Raw genomic sequence first — 16,002 nt, 5'->3', positions numbered from 1 at the left:
ACAGCCATGGGTATCTTCTCCGGTCGTCATTTCCCCCGTGACATCATTCTGTGGGCAGTGCGGTGGTACTGCCGCTACGGGGTGAGCTACCGCGATCTGGAGGAAATGATGACCGAGCGGGGCGTGGGGCCTGCCAGGGCACGGGTCTTGTGTCCTACAAAAGACAGGACACGGGCGGGTGGGGCTGGTCAGCAGCCACCCGCCCGGTTAGGTCAGCGCCGCTTATGCGGGGTTAGGCGCTGATTTCCTTCTGGTCTGGGCTGGAAGAAATCTCGATCTTGCGGGGCTTAGCCTTCTCCGCTACCGGGATCCGGACCGTGAGTACACCGTTGGTGTACTGCGCCTGCGCGGCATCCGGGTCGAGATTATCGCTGAGCATGACCTGGCGACGGAACTTACCGGTGGCACGTTCCTCCGCGATGACCTCCACATCCTCCCGGGTGCGGGACTGGCGCTCAGCAGTGACTGTTAAGACGTTGCGCTCGATATCGAGATCAATGCTGTCGGAGTCAACGCCGGGGATGTCGAATTCGAGGACGAAGGTCTCGTCGTCCTTCCAGGCGTCCATCGTCAAGGCCACCGGTCGGGCAAGGGTTCCGCGCAGCAGTTCCTGCGAGAGGCGATCAAGCTCGCGGAACGGGTCAATACGCATCATGGGCATAGTCTGCTACCTCCTAAAGTTGAGTCTAGGTGGATCAACCTTGCAATCGCGATTATAACCACAATGTTTATTGCTGTCTAGCCTGACCGGAGAGGATATTTAGGCCCCCGCAATCACCCTGTGTGTCCACCATATGATCAGGGGTACCACGCTGCACTGCGGGTTGTCTACGACCCGTGGACACTTACAGGACAGGCCCTAGGAGAGATGGGTGCTTTTTCCAGTAAACGCATATGGAGAAAAGTGAGCAAAGATAAAGCACAAAATCAATTCGCCCGTCTAATCGCAATGAGGCAGGCAGAGTTCAGGGGCAATGAAGTGCGTATGGATCATGCTGTTGTTCGGAGAGTTAAAGAAGATAAATGGGAAAAAGCTAACAAAACTCGCCCAGATATACAGGTCACTCAATGGGAGTTAGATAAGCCCGGTGCCAATATCTCATATGAGTTGGATCGCCCCCGAATGCACGGGTGACGGACCATATTCAGAATTATCTTGCTGCTCATCCAGATGGGATTATTGTGCTATTCGAAATGGAAAGCGATTTGATGGAAAGTAGTCAGCGACTTGCTCTAGAAAATATTTCTCAAAAGGTTACGAAAGAATGGGTGAAGAAAAACTTTCCCGAGGAAAATGGTTAATGAAAGGTTGATTGTGCCTAGCAGTAAAGAAAAGGCGCAGAACATCCCGTTAGTAGAAAATGCTGATGGTCGAGTGTGTCGATTGATGGCTTTTGTCTCCTGGCCGTTTGAATTGGTAGTGGAAAACCAGTGGGCGCATGCCACCGAGATGCACCATGATCCGGTTCAGTGCCACCATACCAAGGGAACTATCTTTGCCTGGCCGGATCTGCTGAAAGGACGTGATTCCGACTGCCAACTGGTATCAGAGACTACCGACCCGAACTGGGTCGTGATCACCGAGTTTTATGACCAACATGAACCAGGCAGCACCATCAGCGGCATTCGCGATTTACGGCAAGGACTGTACGTGCCCCGGGTCCCCGGGGCACGTACAGTACAAGTCGGTCTCAATGCTAGTGAAGACACGTGTTTCCTGGGATACAAGGAAGTCCAAACCGATAGAACAACCGCGCTTATTTACCCTGATAAAGAAAGCCGAGGACTGCTATGCACCAAAGAATCAGGCAAGTGGGAGTTTTGGCAGACCAACTACGGCCAGTGGGGGGAATCTCCGGAATGGTTTGAAAACCCGGAGTATTACCAGCGGCGCGGGGCGAGAAAGAAATTTAACCGGGACATCCTCATTGAGTACTGCGAACGCATTGGCCCAGATATTACTAACCCGGAGTTGTATCACGGCCGCATTGCGATCATTGGTCCTAATCAGGAAAAGAGATAACTGTGGCGCTTTTATATGAAGGTGCACTCTTGCCGGCTGGTGGCCAGCTGACATTTGTTCACGCATCGTTGGATGATGTGTTGTTGTACTTCCAAGATTTCCGGAGCCAGCCAGGTCATCTCATTAATGAACTTCCCCTACACCATACCGAGCTAGGGCAAATAGACGTGGCGTCCTGGCCGGAATGGTTGTTGATGCAAAATTATAAAACCAGATACCTGGTGATCGGGTGTGCAAACTCGGAGTGGACTGCGGTTATCGGTGGCCTGGACCAGCGAAAAGTAGGTAGGGATTTTGTGGGTTGGGGATCAGTGGGGGTTAGTGCTGCAAACTATCTCCGCCGAGTTGGGATGCCACACGAGCACGCCCCGGTGGAAATCTTCGGTATTGAGATGCGGATTATCCATAATGACCCCGTCGATTTCAACGCCCGTGAATTTGATTATGGTACCTATCTGATGTGTGCGATCGCCCCGCACCGAAGCACCGAAGTATAACCGCAAGAGGAGTATGCTTGCGGCGATCTTGGTGATCGTTGGCATGCTCGTCATGTCCTATCCGGTGGTATCCACCATGCCCAACAACTACGGAACAACGAAGGCTGCGGAAGAATACGCGAAGCTGGAAAAGTCCATCCCGCAAGAGGTCAAGGACACCATGTGGGAAAACGCGCACAAGTATAACGAGGAACGCGCGCGGACCCATCTTGGATCCGTGGTTGGAGAACATTGATAGCTCGAACGAGGAATACGCGGCCTACCTCGCCCAGCTCAACGAGACCGAGCAAATGGGACGCATCATCATCCCGTCTATCAACTGTGACCTGCCCATCTACCACGGCACGGAGGAAGACACCCTGCAAAAGGGCGTCGGACACCTCTTCGGATCCGATCTGCCCGTGGGCGGAGAAAGCACGCACTCAATATTGACCGGCCATACAGGCCTGCCTAATGCCACCCTCTTCGACCACCTCAAAGATGTCAAAGAAGATGACTTCTTCTACATTCAGGTCGCAGGGCATAAGCTGAAATACCAGGTCGATCAGATCAAGGTAGTCTTGCCCGAGGACGTCGCCGAGCTCAAGGTCCAAGACGGCAAGGACTACGTCACCTTGATCACCTGCACCCCCTACGGAATCAACACGCACCGCATCCTAGTTCGCGGACACCAGGTGCCGCTGGATGACGATGATAACGCGGTCTTTGAAAACACAATGGCACCGGGGCTTCAGTGGTGGATGTACGCGCTCATAGCAGCTGTGGTTCTCGTTGCCCTTGGCCTCCTATGGTGGCTGTGGAGGGTGATGCGCGCCGCAAAGCGTCGGGAAGCAAACGATGGTGATGACAATGAAACCCTCGGCTAACATCACAATCGATAATTCATTAATCACGGAAGGTCCAACGATGAAACCACGTTAAACGAAAGGCCACGTCAAGCGGCTGAGCGCGGCTTTCGCGCTGGCCTTGGCCCTCGGCGGCGGTGTGGTAGGAATGCCGCCCGCAGTGGCAGCCCCTGTGGTGGGTGCGGCAAGTAACATCGGCGCATCCCAGGCTGGCACCAACATCTTGTGGATCACCATCGTGAAGGGCACCGACTCCACCGGTGCCCCCGCGAGCGGAAGCGTTGCAGGGGTTACCATCACCCTCGACAAGCTCACCGGCATCGACCCGCTCGTGGAAGCCGACATGCAAAAAATCGCGAACGCGCAGTTTAATGACATCTTGTCGAGCTGGCCGACAAACCAGCACTATGAGCAGGTCACCAACGCGAATGGATCGGCGTACTTCTCAGGCCTGACCAACGGAGTCTACGTGGTCAATTCCACCGCACCTAACGACAGCGGCGAATACCGCGAGCTTAACCCCTTCCTCGTTGCCGTCCCCTTCCATGCTGGCTCGTATGAGGAAAACCAGATCGAGGGCCAGATCTAGCGAAGGCGCGCGCGGCCGTGGCCGGTGGCGAGGAGCTGACCTCAACCCCGCCGACCCCGAACAACGGCGGGGAGACCACCACACCAGGTGCATCCACCCCAGACGTCGGCGGTTCCGAGGAGCCAAGCCCTTCGGCACCCACCACGGCGCCACAGCCTACGGATCCCAACGACCCGAATGATCCAGGCAACCCCAATGACCCGAGCAATCCGAACAATTCGCCGGATCCCAACAACCCCAACGGGGGTGGGGCGGATTCGCCCCTGAAGCAGCTGCGCACGACGCTGGCAATGACCGGTGCTCAGGTTGTCGGATTGCTGGCCACCTCGGCGCTGCTGATCGGACTCGGCATAGTGATGATTGTGCGCAATCGCCGTTCGCAGCGTGACAACTAATCTCCAGTAGATAATCAAAGGAAAGAAGCTCGTGGGATCACGAACGGGTACCACTAAGGCCGCCCCTGCACAGGATTCAAAGGCGGCGGCCAACCCGCGCAAGAAGATGACCAACGCCGTCATCGCGGTCATTTTAATCCTGGCCGCCGTGGAAGTGCTGCTGTATCCGGTGCTTGCCACGCAGTGGAATAACTTCGCCCAAACCCGCGCGGCCGACGAGTATTCCAAGCTGGAAAAATCCGTCCCCCAAGAGGTCTTGGACACCGCGTGGAACGAGGCGCACGCATACAACGACGCGCTGCAAGAAACGCGCATCATGGACGCATGGAACGACCATGCTGACGAAAACTCCGAGGGGTACAAGCTTTACAAGCAGTACCTATCGGTGCTGTCTGAGGCCGACGCGATGGGACGTGTAATCATCCCCGCGATCAACTCTGATCTCCCGCTTTTCACGGCACCTCCGAGGAAGCTCTGGCCAAGGGCGTGGGGCACCTATACGGCACGGACCTGCCGATGGGCGGCGTCGGCAAACATGCGGTCATCTCCGCGCACACCGGAATCCCCAATGCAACCCTGTGGGACAACCTAGTCAACGTGAAAGAAGGCCATGTCGTCTACCTTCAGGTCGCCGGCCACAAACTGAAGTACCTCGTGGACCAGATCAAGGTGGTGCTGCCGGAGGATACCGATGACCTCAAGCGCGTGCCGGATCAGGATCTGCTGACCCTGGTGACCTGCACCCCCTACGGCATCAATACCCACCGCATCCTGGTTCGTGCCCACCAGGTGCCGATGGACCCGAGCGACGAACAATTCTTTGAGGCCAGCTCCGGTCTGCAGCTGCAGTGGTGGATGTGGGCGATCCTAGCCGCGGCCATCCTGATCTTGCTCCTGTTCGTGCTGTGGCTGCGCAAGCTGTCCAAGCAAAAGAAGGCGGCGCAGCAGCAGGAAGAAAGCGGCAACTAGGCGGATAGGTCCCTTGCCTAGGTATGAATTCTGTCCGCTCGTACCCTCTCCTAGGGCCTAGCCTGCGGCAAGTCACGGCTTGCGCACAGGCTAGGCTAAGCAACCAGCATCTGTGTGGGCGCCAGCGCCTGCCGTCGCCCTCCCTGTGGCCATACCTCAAGTGCGGTGTGGATACTGCCCGGCCGCTAAGCTTAAGGGGAGCAAGGTCTTTGGGACGCAACGGCTAGGGGTGAGTAGTTAAGTGGCTTCGACGTGGCAGCAGATTCGCTCAATGAATCGCTTCAAACAAGGTCTTGCGCGCTTGCGCGCGAACTGGATGTACATCCTGCAGGCAGGTCTTGCCGCGGGGCTTTCTTTTTGGGTAGGCCGCGACGTCTTCGGTCACGAGGAGCCCTTCTTCGCCCCGATGGCCACCGTCATCGTCTTGTCCACCACCGGCGGCGAGCGCTTCCGACGCTCCGTGGAACTTGTCCTAGGCGTAAGCCTCGGCGTGGGGATGGGCGACCTGCTCATTTCCCTGGTGGGGTCGGGCACTTGGCAGATCGCCGTGGCGGTGGCGGCCTCCATCGCGTTGGGAACCTTCGTGGACAAGGGTGTCCTCGTGGCCAACCAGGCCTCGTTTGCCGCGGTGCTGATCGCCACGATCTTGCCGCCGGGCACCTCCGGAGGATTCGACCGCATGCTTGACGCGCTGATCGGCGGCGTAGTGGGACTGGCCGTGATCAGCCTCTTCCCGGAGTCCCCGCTGCGATCCGGGCGCCAGGAGATCGCCAAGGTCTTGGGGCTGACCGGGGATGTGCTCGGCCGGGTCGCCACGGCGTTGAAGGCCCGGGACGCGGACGCGCTGGCCCAGGCCCTTACCGCGGCGCGCGGCTCGCAGGCAGGGATCAACAACATGATCGCCGCCGCGCAGTTCGGCAAGGAGACCATCACCGTCTCGCCGCTGTTGTGGGGGCAGCGCCGAAGGATCAAGTCCATGCTGCGCGTGCTCAACCCGGTGGATAATGCGATGCGCGATACCCGCGTGCTCGCGCGCAAGGCGTTGGTTCTCACCGAAGACCACGAGACTGCAAGCCCGGCCCAGATCGAGCTCATCACCAAGCTGGCGGGCGTGGCCACGGGCCTGTCGGATCTCTACTACGGCAAGGGCGAGGTCAACGAATCACAGGAGATCCCGAAGCTGGTGGCCACCCTGCGCGACATCGCGGGCGCGGCCGATCTGAGCGTTGCCGAGGGCGGCGGGCTCAGCGCTCATGCCGTGCTGGCCCAGACCCGTTCCCTCGTGGTGGACTTCATGCAGATCTGTGGCCTCTCGCGCCGCAGCGCCATCGAGGCCCTCGTACCGATCGCCGAGGATCCGGCACACATCGAGGAGTTGTGGAACGACGGCGAATAGGCCCGAGTGCGTGCCGGCATGAGCACGTGTTAGGGCCGCACCACCTGAGTATCGCGCAGGTGACGGTAGAAGATCGCCGAGTCCACAGGACGCTTGCGGGTCACCCCATCGACTGTGACCTTCAGGCCTGCGCCACCGGCCTGGAGGGCCCGGCCGGTGAGGATGCCCTGGTCGTCGGCAAGCAGGGGAGCCACCTTGCTAAAAAGCCGCCGACGCGGGGTTTCGGCCGTGACCACGGGGGCTGCGAGCAGGCCGGGGGCATCGAGCATGGGCACCAGCCGTGCCCCATAGGTGCCGTAGGTGCGGTGCTTGTCCTTCTCAAAGCCCGCGCACAGGCGCTGCGAATCGACGATGATCTCGCCGTAGAGCTCCTTGCCATCCCAGGCGGTGACGGTCGCCTCGCCAGCCACGGCAACGCCGGCGTCATCGCGGATAAGTGGGGTGGGCTTGGCGGGTGCTTCGCGCAGGAAGTCCTCGTCAACATCTTTTAAACCCCAGCCACGCTGCAGCGGCGAAGCGGCAAGGGGAAGATAGGCGAATTCGGCCCAGCAAGCGTCGGCACGCATGAGGCGGGTCAGTACGGCCGAGGCGGCGGCGTCTGTACCCTTGACCAGAATGCGCACCGGGTGAACCAGATGCGGGGCCTGCGGGGCGGGCTTGGGGTGGCCGAGGTGCTCGACCCCGGGGGAGCGGGCGATGTCATCGAGGCTGGGGGTGGGATCGGACGGCAAGGCCTCATGAAGGAGGTCCTGCAAGCCTTTGAGATCGCGCTGGGTGGGGACTACGGTGCCGAAATCGAGTACGTGAATCATGCCTGGAAGCGGGTTTCTGGGAAGCGTTCATTAAGGAAGTCAAAGAAAAGGAGGCTGGTGTTGACCGCGACCTCGACGTCATAGGCGAGGGCGGGATCGGTGACACCAAGCTCATAGTCGCGGACGAACTCGCCGAAGGTGAGCACATCGCCATCGTCTTCGACACCCACATACGCCTTGGGAAATAGCTTGGTGCGATTCCAATCGTTGCAGGCATCCAGCAGCTGCTCGCGGGCATCGAAAGGGGCGACGATATTCCAGCGGCAGCGCACGTGCATGAGCTCCCCGCGGCGCCCGGTCGCGGCGAAGATGAAGTCATAGTGATCGAAGATCGCGCGCAGATCCCCGTCCGAGTCGAGGGCGTAATACCAATCCTTGGCGCTAAACAACGCTTCGAGGCGCGCGATGGAAAACTCCAGACCTGGCTCGGGCGGTGGATTCATCTTTTTTTCCCCTTTCTATCAAGGTAGAATGGTACAACGTCTGTTTTCTTCCACATATAAGGACGTGTAAAAAATGTCAGCGATCGTGATCGTGGGTGCCCAGTGGGGCGACGAGGGCAAAGGCAAGGCCACTGACATCCTGGGAGGCCAGGTCGATTACGTGGTCAAGCCTAACGGCGGCAACAACGCCGGCCACACCGTCGTCGTCGGCGGCGAGAAGTACGAGCTCAAGCTTCTGCCCGCCGGCGTGCTCTCCGAGAACGCGCTTCCCATCCTGGGCAACGGCGTGGTCATCAACCTCGAGGCCCTGTTCGCCGAGATCGACGGCCTCGAGGCCCGCGGCGCCAACGCCTCCCGCCTGAAGATCTCCGCCAACGCCCACCTGGTCGCCCCGTACCACCAGGTGCTCGACCGCGTCCAGGAGCGCTTCCTAGGCAAGCGCGCCATCGGCACCACCGGCCGCGGCATCGGCCCGACCTACGCTGACAAGGTCTCGCGCGTGGGCATCCGCGTCCAGGACGTGTTCGACGAGTCCATCCTGCGCCAGAAGATCACCTCCGCCCTCGACGTCAAGAACCAGATCCTGATCAAGATGTACAACCGCAAGGCCATCGTCGCCGAGGAAATGGTCCAGTACTTCCTGTCCTACGCTGACCGCCTGCGCCCCATGGTCATCGACGCCGAGCTGGAGCTCAACCGCGCCCTCGACGAGGGCAAGCACCTGCTGTTCGAGGGCGGCCAGGCCACCATGCTCGACGTGGACCACGGCACCTACCCGTTCGTGACCTCCTCCAACCCCACCGCCGGCGGCGCCTGCGTGGGCTCCGGCGTGGGACCTACCAAGATCACCTCCTCGCTGGGCATCATCAAGGCATACACCACCCGCGTGGGCGCCGGCCCATTCCCGACCGAGCTTTTTGACAAGTGGGGCGAGTTCCTGCAGACCACCGGCGGCGAGATCGGCGTGAACACCGGCCGCAAGCGCCGCTGCGGCTGGTATGACTCCGTGGTCGCCCGCTACGCCTCCCGCGTCAACGGCTTCACCGACCTGTTCCTCACCAAGCTGGACGTGCTCACCGGCATCGGCGAGATCCCGATCTGCGTGGCCTACGACGTCGACGGCGTGCGCTACGACGAAATGCCGATGACCCAGTCGGACTTCCACCACGCCACCCCGATCTACGAGACCATGCCCGCCTGGGACGAGGACATCACCGGCTGCACCACCTTCGGGGAGCTGCCCGAGAAGGCCCAGGCTTACGTCAAGCGCCTCGAGGAGCTATCCGGCTGCCGCATCTCTTATATCGGCGTCGGCCCCGGCCGCGACCAGACCATCGTCATCCACGACGTGATGGAAAGCTAAATGCCCGAGTCCCACGCACCTCGGGTGCTCGTGCTCGGCGCGGGCGAGCGGGGCAAGGAGATCGTCTCCGCCTTCGCCCGCCTGGGCGCGCACGTGTTTGCCGCAGATTCTTTCGTCAACGCCCCTGCCGCGCAGGTGACCCCGCAGTCCTTCGCCTTCGATCTAGGCGATGAAAGGCTGCTGCAGGCGCTGCTGGACAAGGTGGATCCCACCTTCGTCGTCCCCTGCAACGAGCAGCCTCACCCGCAGGTTCTGGCGCGTTTCGCGCAGGAGTCCGGCTCGGTTGTCCCCAGCGGGGCGTGCATGGACTTCGTCTTCGACCGGTCCAAGATGCTCACGGTGGCCGCCCGTGAATTAGGCCTTCCCACCCCACGCTTTGGCACCGCCTCAACCCCCGAACAGCTGGAGGCGGCCCTCGACCTGGTGGGCTTGCCCGTGGTGATCAGCCCGCTCAATCGCATTTCGCTTCTCGACGGGCACGTCGCCGCAACCCATGAGCAAGCACATGCCGTGATGGCGCGATTCTCCGCGGCCGGGGAGTCGGTGCTCGTGGAGCGCAAACTAGAAGCCGATGCGGAGATCGTGTTGTGCGCTGCGCGCTCCATCGATCCCCGCACCGGCAAGCTGGCCACCTGGTACCTTGAGCCGATCGGCTACGAAGATGGGGTATCCTTCCAGCCCTGCGAGCTTTCCGAGCGCGCGCTGGACAACGCCCGCTCGGTGGCCGCCAGGATCGCCGGCGCGATCGGCGGCCGGGGCATCTATGGCGTGGAACTATCCGTGGCCGGCGATGACGTCTACTTCTCCGGCGTGACCCCCTTCCCGCACCGGGTGGGTGCGGTCACCGCCGTGACCCAGCGGCTCAGCGACTGCGAGATCTTTGCCCGCGCGGTGCTGGGCCTGCCGCTGGATGCGACCCTGATTAGCCCCGGCGCCGCCTGCGTAGTGGACTACGAGGACACCATCGGCTACGCGGAGATGGCGGCGGCGTTAAGCCAGCCAGAGTCCGAGCTGGCGGTGGGTTCGCATCAGGCGGTAGGCCTGGCCACCGCCGAGACGACCGACGAGGCCCTCACGAGAGCCCGGGCTGTGGCCCAGGCCGTGCGCCCGCGACCCTAGTGGCTGACCTTAGTGGCTTGGGGCTAAGCCGCGGGTAGACATGCGTTCGATGGTCGTGGCCAGCTTGTTGCCGGTCAGGATCATCGGGGTGTGGGGCACGCCCTCATCGTCGAATTCCTCACCGGCGACGGTGAAGCCGTAGCCCTCGTAGTAGCCCACGAGCGGGGTCTGGGCGGTCAGGTAGACGTCCTGGGTGCCGAAGCGCTCCAGGGCCAAGCGTAGGACGTTGAACATGAGGTCGTGGCCGAGGCCGGTTCCGCGAGCCTCGGGTAGGAGGGTGAGCCGGCCGAGGTGGCTGACGGGTTTGCCGCCTATTTGGTCCGGATACAATCGCGCGGTGCCGAGCAGGTGGTGGCGCTCCTCCGGGTCTGCCGACCACGCCAGGGTGTGCAGGGTGGACGGGGTGGCGTCGATGTCGTCGATCTCCGCGTAGGGGCACTTCTGCTCGTTGACGAAAACGTCCACGCGAAGCTTGTAGAGGCGGTGAACCTCCATCGGGCTGAGTTCGTTCAGGGCTGAAACTTGGTACATTGCGTTCATGGCAGTGGATAATAACCGCAGATTGCCCACGCCGCCAAGTCCTAACACGCTGGGATTATTCACACAGGCGAAGAAATAGTGTTGCCCAACTCACTGCGTCGTTGCTTTTAAAGCGGTGCTAAGGACGTCGAGCACGAAGGCGAAATCGGGGTCCGACAAATGGGCAAAACTCAAGATAAACCCGTGTTCCGGGCTAATAGCGGACCACAGTTTTTCCGCATGTCCCACACCTATGCCCGATTTTTGCAAAAGTTGCTCAAAGGCGGTGGCGCGTTCGCTATCGGCAAACCCCAAAAAGTAATCTACGCCACTACCCATCGTCGAAATTTCCACGCCCGGCGTGGCCGTTGCGCGCGCAAAAACGCGCTCGATGTGTGCTTTCCGACGACCCATGCGCTGGTGCATCGCGCGGGTGTGTTTGCGGACATAGCCGTTGGTCAATAGCTCAGCGATCGCACGCTGGGTCACCCCTGCCACGGGCATGCCCAACTTCGCGCGCGTGTCGAGCAAGGGATCAATCAACAGTGGTGGGGCGAGCACGTAGCCCGCCGACAGGCTCGGTGCCAAAAGCGTGGAGAAGGTGCCCAGCACGATGACGTTGACACCCTGGCTGCCGGCCTGGGCGGCCAGGGCCGGCTCCGGGGCCAGCCGGTATCGCAGCTCGGCGTTGAAGTCGTCTTCTACTATTACCGTCTTCGTCTCCTGTGCCCAGCGCAGCAGTGCGGACCTTCGGGACGCGGGCATGGTCGAGCCCAGCGGATAGAGATAAGAAGGGGTAACTAGCAGCATATCCATGTCGTGCGGCAGGGACTCGATGAGCACGCCGTCGAGATCGATGGGGCATTCGACCAGCCTGTGTCCCAGCAGCTTCACGATGGCGCGCAGCCCGGGATGCCCTGGGTTTTCCACCCCGATGGTGAGCCTGCGGCCGTAGGCGTCGGCAAGCGCCATGACGATGAGCATGAGCCCCTCGCGCGAACCGCCGGTCACCAGCACGCTGTTGCTGGCAACGGCCATCGAACGGCTGAGGCGAATATGCTCGGCGATCGCCTCCCGCAGCTCCGGCTGACCTGCCGGTTCTAGTTTGCGCTCCGGCACGCCCGAGGCCTGCCGCCAGGCCGCACGCCACGCCGCCGGGCGCACGTTCTGGGCGGTGGCGGTGGAAGGCTTGAGCGAGATCCGGATCTTCGGCCTGGGCAGGGCCAGCTGGGCAGGTGGGGAAACCACCGAGGCGGCTGCGACCAAATCGGGGTGCACGCGCGTGGGTGCGCCGGGCGAGCAGTACAGGTAGCCCTCGGCGGTGAGCTGGTCGAAGGCCGTGGTCACCGATCCGCGGGCAATGCCTAGCTGTGCGGCGATGCGGCGGGTGCCCGGCAGTGCGTCGCCCGGCTGGAGGGCGCCGTCGTTGATGAGCTGGCGAATCTGGGCGGCGATCTGCTGGGGGAGCGCCACCTTTTGTTTCTTATTAATACTGAGGGGAACGTGGGCGCGCGACATGGGCACGGTGGGCTCCTAGGGGGACAAAACTGGACCAAAAAGAAAGGCTAGTACCGGCTCTAGAAATCGTCCAGTTGGGTGGATGAGAATAATCCCCATGACTGAACAAAACGTGGTAAATAAAGGACTGGCCCAGATGCTCAAGGGTGGTGTGATCATGGATGTGGTCACCCCGGAGCAGGCAAAGATCGCCGAGGACGCCGGCGCCGTCGCCGTCATGGCACTCGAGCGCGTACCCGCCGACATCCGCGCCCAGGGCGGTGTGGCCCGCATGTCCGACCCGGACCTCATCGAGTCCATCATCGACGCCGTCTCCATCCCGGTCATGGCCAAGGCCCGCATCGGCCACACTGTGGAGGCCCAGATCCTCGAGCACCTCGGCGTGGACTACATCGACGAGTCCGAGGTCCTCTCACCCGCCGACTACGTCAACCACATTGACAAGCGCGGCTTTAAGGTGCCCTTCGTCTGCGGCGCCACCAACCTCGGCGAGGCCCTGCGCCGCATCAACGAGGGCGCGTCCATGATCCGCTCCAAGGGCGAGGCCGGCACCGGCGACGTCTCCGAGGCCACCAAGCACATCCGCACCATCCGCGCGGAAATCGCCCGCCTGCAGGCCCTTTTCGCCTTCCAGCCCGACGAGCTCTACGTCGCCGCCAAGGAGCTGCAGGCCCCCTATGACCTGGTGCGCTACGTTGCCGAGCACGGCGAGCTGCCCGTGGTGCTGTTCACCGCCGGCGGTGTTGCCACCCCGGCCGATGCCGCGCTCATGATGCAGCTCGGGGCCGACGGCGTGTTCGTGGGCTCCGGCATCTTCAAGTCCGGCAACCCCGCCAAGCGTGCGGAGGCCATCGTGCGTGCCACCGCCGCCTTCGATGACATCGCCGTGGTCGCTGAGGCCTCCCGCGGCCTGGGCGAGGCCATGGTAGGTATCAACGTTTCCGACCTGCCCGCACCGCACCGCCTGGCCGAGCGTGGTTGGTAATGGCGAAAACGATCGGCGTCCTCGCACTCCAAGGAGGGGTGCGTGAGCACGCAGACATGCTCACCGACTTAGGCTGTGAGGTGGTGCTGGTCAAGAAGGCCGCCCAGCTTAGCGGGCTTGACGGCATCGTGCTGCCCGGTGGCGAGTCCTCCACGATGGATCGCATCCTGCGCCGCTTCGGCATGCGCGAGCAGCTGGCCTCCTGCCTCCAAGACGGCCTGCCGGTCCTAGGCACCTGCGCGGGGCTGATCATGCTCGCTCACCACCTTGAGGATCCCGCCCCCGGCCAGCAGACCCTCGACGTGCTCGACATCGACGTGCGCCGCAACGCCTTCGGACCGCAGCGCGACTCCGCCGTCGAACGCATCGAAACCACCTTCGGGGTGGTCGAAGCCGCCTTCATCCGCGCACCGGAGGTGATCCGCGATGGCGAGGGCGTCGAGGTCCTCGCCCGGGTGGACGGCCGCATCGTCGGCGTGAGGACGCCGCATGCCATCGGCATCAGTTTCCATCCGGAGCTGACTGGGGACAGCACGATCCATCAGCAGTTTTTGGTAATGCTGTGAGTGCCCAGAGGTGCTAGTAGGTTGGCCCGAGCCTTGATGGGTGCTTTGGACACGATTTATTGCAATGGCCAGCTGCGTTCAGTCCTTCTAATGGGAGGATATCGACAAGGCATGGTTGGGTGGCGCGCTGTGTCAGCTTCCCGTTCACGCGCAACCACAGCCGATCGAATCCACACTGAAAGATGTGTTGTGGTCCTCGTCGAATTTGTTGACGTGGGTACACATTGTTTGTATCCTGAAGTCAACATGACAGGCTCGCTCCTCTAGGTTGAGGACGCGAGCATTGTTCTTTTTCTTCGCTATAGATATCGGCTTGGATATTATGGGTGGGTGGGCACACATAGTAGCTACTCCAAGCCATACTTCACTTTGACTCAACAAGTGGAGCAGCTCAAGTCCCGGGGTATGGATTGCGGGGAAGAAACCAAAGCCTATGAGTATTTGGAACGCTATGGTTACTATCGCCTTTCGGGCTACTGGTATCCTTTCCGCATATTGGATAATCCGAGGGTAGACGACGAAGGCAGGGAACGCCGACTAGAGGAGTTCGAACCGGGAATAACTCTCTCAAGGATCGTTGAAATATATGAATTCGATGCAGAGCTGCGGTCACTCCTGGGGCGGGTCCTCAGCTCGGTGGAGGTCGCGTTTCGGTTTTTTATTAGCCATAAAATCGGCAAGATTGACCCGTTCATACATCGAGAACCCATGCTTCTTGGGGTAGGAGCCTACGACGCAAATGGCGATTTTATGCCCTCACAGGCGTATAAGGAATGGATTGAAGAATACGATCGCCTTGAGAGAAATGCAAAAGGATCCTTCGTCCAGCACTTCCGAGCGAAGTACGGTGATCGTCTGCCGGTGTGGGTGGCAACTGAGGTCATGACCTTTGGGGCCCTGAGTCAGCTTTTTAATCTCATCCCTCATACAGATCGTCGAACGGTAGCAGATCGACTCCAGATTGGTACTCCCAATGAGCTCGGCGAGATTGTGGGAGAAGTTGAGGTGATGAGCAACTGGCTCAACGTCTTTCGACACGCTCGTAATCTTTGCTTTCACTATTCGCGCATGTGGAATCGTGTGTACGACACAATCCTGAAGGTCCCCGGCGTTGCATCGAAAGACCCGAGCCACGTGTTGGCATCCCTCACCCATGCTCGGGTCAGTAACAGGCTATACGGGCTGCTTTTGGCACTTCGGTTCGTGATGTTGAGCGTGGCTCCAGAAGATCGCCAAGTACTGAGCCTCACGTGGTTTGTGAGTAGGAAATGCAAAGAGCTGGGGCTTGATGTGGGGGATGCGGGCTTTCCCGAGGGGTGGGAATCTAATCCAATTTGGACGGAAACATTCCGATTGGACGAGAGGCCGATGCTTGCGGGAAGCCTCCTAGACCGAATTGAGGCGGCCCGCTCACAGGAGATTCATAAGCTCTTGGACCCTGAAAAGTTCTATCCCGAGGGCTACCCGGCCGAGAAAATGCGCGAGAACCCGCCCCCACGCCAGATGCTAAAGACCTATAGAAAGTATGGAGCGGCAATCTCGTTCAAGCTTGGTGGAACCCGCTATTACCCCGTTTTCCAGTTCCATGGTGGTGTCGTCCGTGAACGAGTCGCCGAAATCAATGCTCGTCTATGGCGAAAGTGCACGGCCACCGATGAAACCTACCAAGCGGCATCGTTGCTGCAGTGGTGGAGTTCTGCCAACTCAACTACTGCAAGTAAAGAGGATGGGAAAGCCCTCTCGCCGCTAGAGGCGCTCGAGAAGGGGGTGCTCGGCAGCGGAGGCATGGAAAGCCTCTTTGAAACGTTTTCGGAAAGCTACCCACAGCGTTTCTGAGAGCAGAAGCCTTCCGCTGGCACCTGGCGTTCTCATTCCGCGCCCCCCCAATAGGGGCATACATGTGCTGTGGTGAGAAGAGATACACCGTAGGCGTCGACAAGCAGCTGCTTGACGACGCCTACGG

18 protein-coding genes and 2 pseudogenes are annotated in these 16,002 nt (G+C 60.7%); 15 read left to right on the top strand and 5 right to left on the bottom strand.

The features are described from left to right. Positions 1–6 precede the first annotated feature (6 nt). Positions 7–126 (top strand): annotated as a pseudogene (locus PAB09_RS11535) (IS6 family transposase); the annotation flags it as partial. 106 nt (positions 127–232) lie between these two features. Here the strand turns inward: PAB09_RS11535 and PAB09_RS11530 are convergent. Next, complete coding sequence (locus tag PAB09_RS11530; protein ID WP_271033789.1) at positions 233–661, bottom strand: Hsp20/alpha crystallin family protein; 429 nt, start codon at positions 659–661, stop codon at positions 233–235. A gap of 243 nt (positions 662–904) precedes the next feature. On the opposite strand from PAB09_RS11530, the gene PAB09_RS11525 reads away from it, so the two are divergent. The 9 genes and pseudogenes from PAB09_RS11525 to PAB09_RS11485 all read left to right on the top strand — a co-directional run bounded on the left by PAB09_RS11525 (position 905) and on the right by PAB09_RS11485 (position 6,714). Then, complete coding sequence (locus tag PAB09_RS11525) at positions 905–1,135, top strand: hypothetical protein (protein ID WP_271033788.1); 231 nt, start codon at positions 905–907, stop codon at positions 1,133–1,135. Then, positions 1,132–1,302: a hypothetical protein gene (locus tag PAB09_RS11520; RefSeq protein WP_271033787.1), complete on the top strand. Its 171-nt coding sequence runs from the start codon at positions 1,132–1,134 to the stop codon at positions 1,300–1,302. Before PAB09_RS11525 ends, PAB09_RS11520 begins: the two co-directional genes overlap by 4 nt. Beyond that, a complete protein-coding gene (locus PAB09_RS11515) occupies positions 1,295–2,023 on the top strand; it encodes a hypothetical protein (RefSeq protein ID WP_271033786.1) in 729 nt (242 codons plus the stop codon). Before PAB09_RS11520 ends, PAB09_RS11515 begins: the two co-directional genes overlap by 8 nt. Before the next feature lie 2 nt (positions 2,024–2,025). Beyond that, a complete protein-coding gene (locus tag PAB09_RS11510) occupies positions 2,026–2,520 on the top strand; it encodes a hypothetical protein (RefSeq protein WP_271033785.1) in 495 nt (164 codons plus the stop codon). Between the two features lie 38 nt (positions 2,521–2,558). Continuing rightward, positions 2,559–3,386, top strand: a complete 828-nt coding sequence (locus PAB09_RS11505) for a class C sortase (protein ID WP_271033784.1) — start codon at positions 2,559–2,561, stop codon at positions 3,384–3,386. Positions 3,387–3,525: 139 nt separating this feature from the next. Then, positions 3,526–3,954, top strand: a complete 429-nt coding sequence (locus tag PAB09_RS11500) for a hypothetical protein (protein ID WP_271033783.1) — start codon at positions 3,526–3,528, stop codon at positions 3,952–3,954. Positions 3,955–3,971: 17 nt separating this feature from the next. Further along, entirely contained in the window at positions 3,972–4,349 is a 378-nt protein-coding gene (locus tag PAB09_RS11495) for a hypothetical protein (RefSeq protein WP_271033782.1), read from the top strand. A 106-nt stretch (positions 4,350–4,455) separates the two neighbouring features. After that, a pseudogene (locus PAB09_RS11490) lies at positions 4,456–5,318 on the top strand (class C sortase). A 271-nt stretch (positions 5,319–5,589) separates the two neighbouring features. Then, complete coding sequence (locus PAB09_RS11485; RefSeq protein WP_271033781.1) at positions 5,590–6,714, top strand: FUSC family protein; 1,125 nt, start codon at positions 5,590–5,592, stop codon at positions 6,712–6,714. Between the two features lie 29 nt (positions 6,715–6,743). Here the strand turns inward: PAB09_RS11485 and PAB09_RS11480 are convergent, their stop codons facing one another. After that, on the bottom strand, positions 6,744–7,526 hold the full coding sequence (locus PAB09_RS11480) for a hypothetical protein (protein ID WP_271033780.1): 783 nt from the start codon (positions 7,524–7,526) through the stop codon (positions 6,744–6,746). Continuing rightward, on the bottom strand, positions 7,523–7,969 hold the full coding sequence (locus PAB09_RS11475) for a YbjN domain-containing protein (RefSeq protein WP_271033779.1): 447 nt from the start codon (positions 7,967–7,969) through the stop codon (positions 7,523–7,525). The genes PAB09_RS11480 and PAB09_RS11475 overlap by 4 nt, the downstream gene beginning before the upstream one ends. 73 nt (positions 7,970–8,042) lie before the next feature. Between PAB09_RS11475 and PAB09_RS11470 the strand changes: the two genes are divergently transcribed. Together PAB09_RS11470 and PAB09_RS11465 are read left to right on the top strand one after the other, a co-directional pair. Then, on the top strand, positions 8,043–9,332 hold the full coding sequence (locus PAB09_RS11470) for an adenylosuccinate synthase (RefSeq protein WP_271033778.1): 1,290 nt from the start codon (positions 8,043–8,045) through the stop codon (positions 9,330–9,332). Then, on the top strand, positions 9,333–10,451 hold the full coding sequence (locus tag PAB09_RS11465; protein WP_271033777.1) for an ATP-grasp domain-containing protein: 1,119 nt from the start codon (positions 9,333–9,335) through the stop codon (positions 10,449–10,451). A 9-nt stretch (positions 10,452–10,460) separates the two neighbouring features. On the opposite strand, the gene PAB09_RS11460 is transcribed toward PAB09_RS11465, so the two are convergent. Both PAB09_RS11460 and pdxR read right to left on the bottom strand, forming a co-directional pair. Further along, positions 10,461–10,991, bottom strand: coding sequence for a GNAT family N-acetyltransferase (locus PAB09_RS11460; RefSeq protein WP_271033776.1), 531 nt, complete (start codon positions 10,989–10,991; stop codon positions 10,461–10,463). A 90-nt stretch (positions 10,992–11,081) separates the two neighbouring features. Further along, positions 11,082–12,443, bottom strand: a complete 1,362-nt coding sequence (gene pdxR / locus PAB09_RS11455) for a MocR-like pyridoxine biosynthesis transcription factor PdxR (RefSeq protein ID WP_271033775.1) — start codon at positions 12,441–12,443, stop codon at positions 11,082–11,084. 127 nt (positions 12,444–12,570) lie between these two features. Between pdxR and pdxS the strand changes: the two genes are divergently transcribed. The 3 genes from pdxS to PAB09_RS11440 all read left to right on the top strand — a co-directional run bounded on the left by pdxS (position 12,571) and on the right by PAB09_RS11440 (position 15,875). Next, complete coding sequence (gene pdxS, locus PAB09_RS11450; RefSeq protein ID WP_442873672.1) at positions 12,571–13,473, top strand: pyridoxal 5'-phosphate synthase lyase subunit PdxS; 903 nt, start codon at positions 12,571–12,573, stop codon at positions 13,471–13,473. Next, on the top strand, positions 13,473–14,039 hold the full coding sequence (gene pdxT / locus PAB09_RS11445) for a pyridoxal 5'-phosphate synthase glutaminase subunit PdxT (protein WP_271033773.1): 567 nt from the start codon (positions 13,473–13,475) through the stop codon (positions 14,037–14,039). The genes pdxS and pdxT overlap by 1 nt, the downstream gene beginning before the upstream one ends. 381 nt (positions 14,040–14,420) lie before the next feature. Further along, positions 14,421–15,875, top strand: coding sequence for an Abi family protein (locus PAB09_RS11440; protein ID WP_271033772.1), 1,455 nt, complete (start codon positions 14,421–14,423; stop codon positions 15,873–15,875). Positions 15,876–16,002 lie beyond the last annotated feature (127 nt).

It is taken from the genome of Corynebacterium sp. SCR221107 (genome assembly GCF_027886475.1).
In the GTDB taxonomy this organism is placed as follows: domain Bacteria; phylum Actinomycetota; class Actinomycetes; order Mycobacteriales; family Mycobacteriaceae; genus Corynebacterium.
The sequence above is the reverse complement of the archived record's forward strand: the minus strand, read 5'-3'. Positions and strand labels throughout refer to the sequence as shown.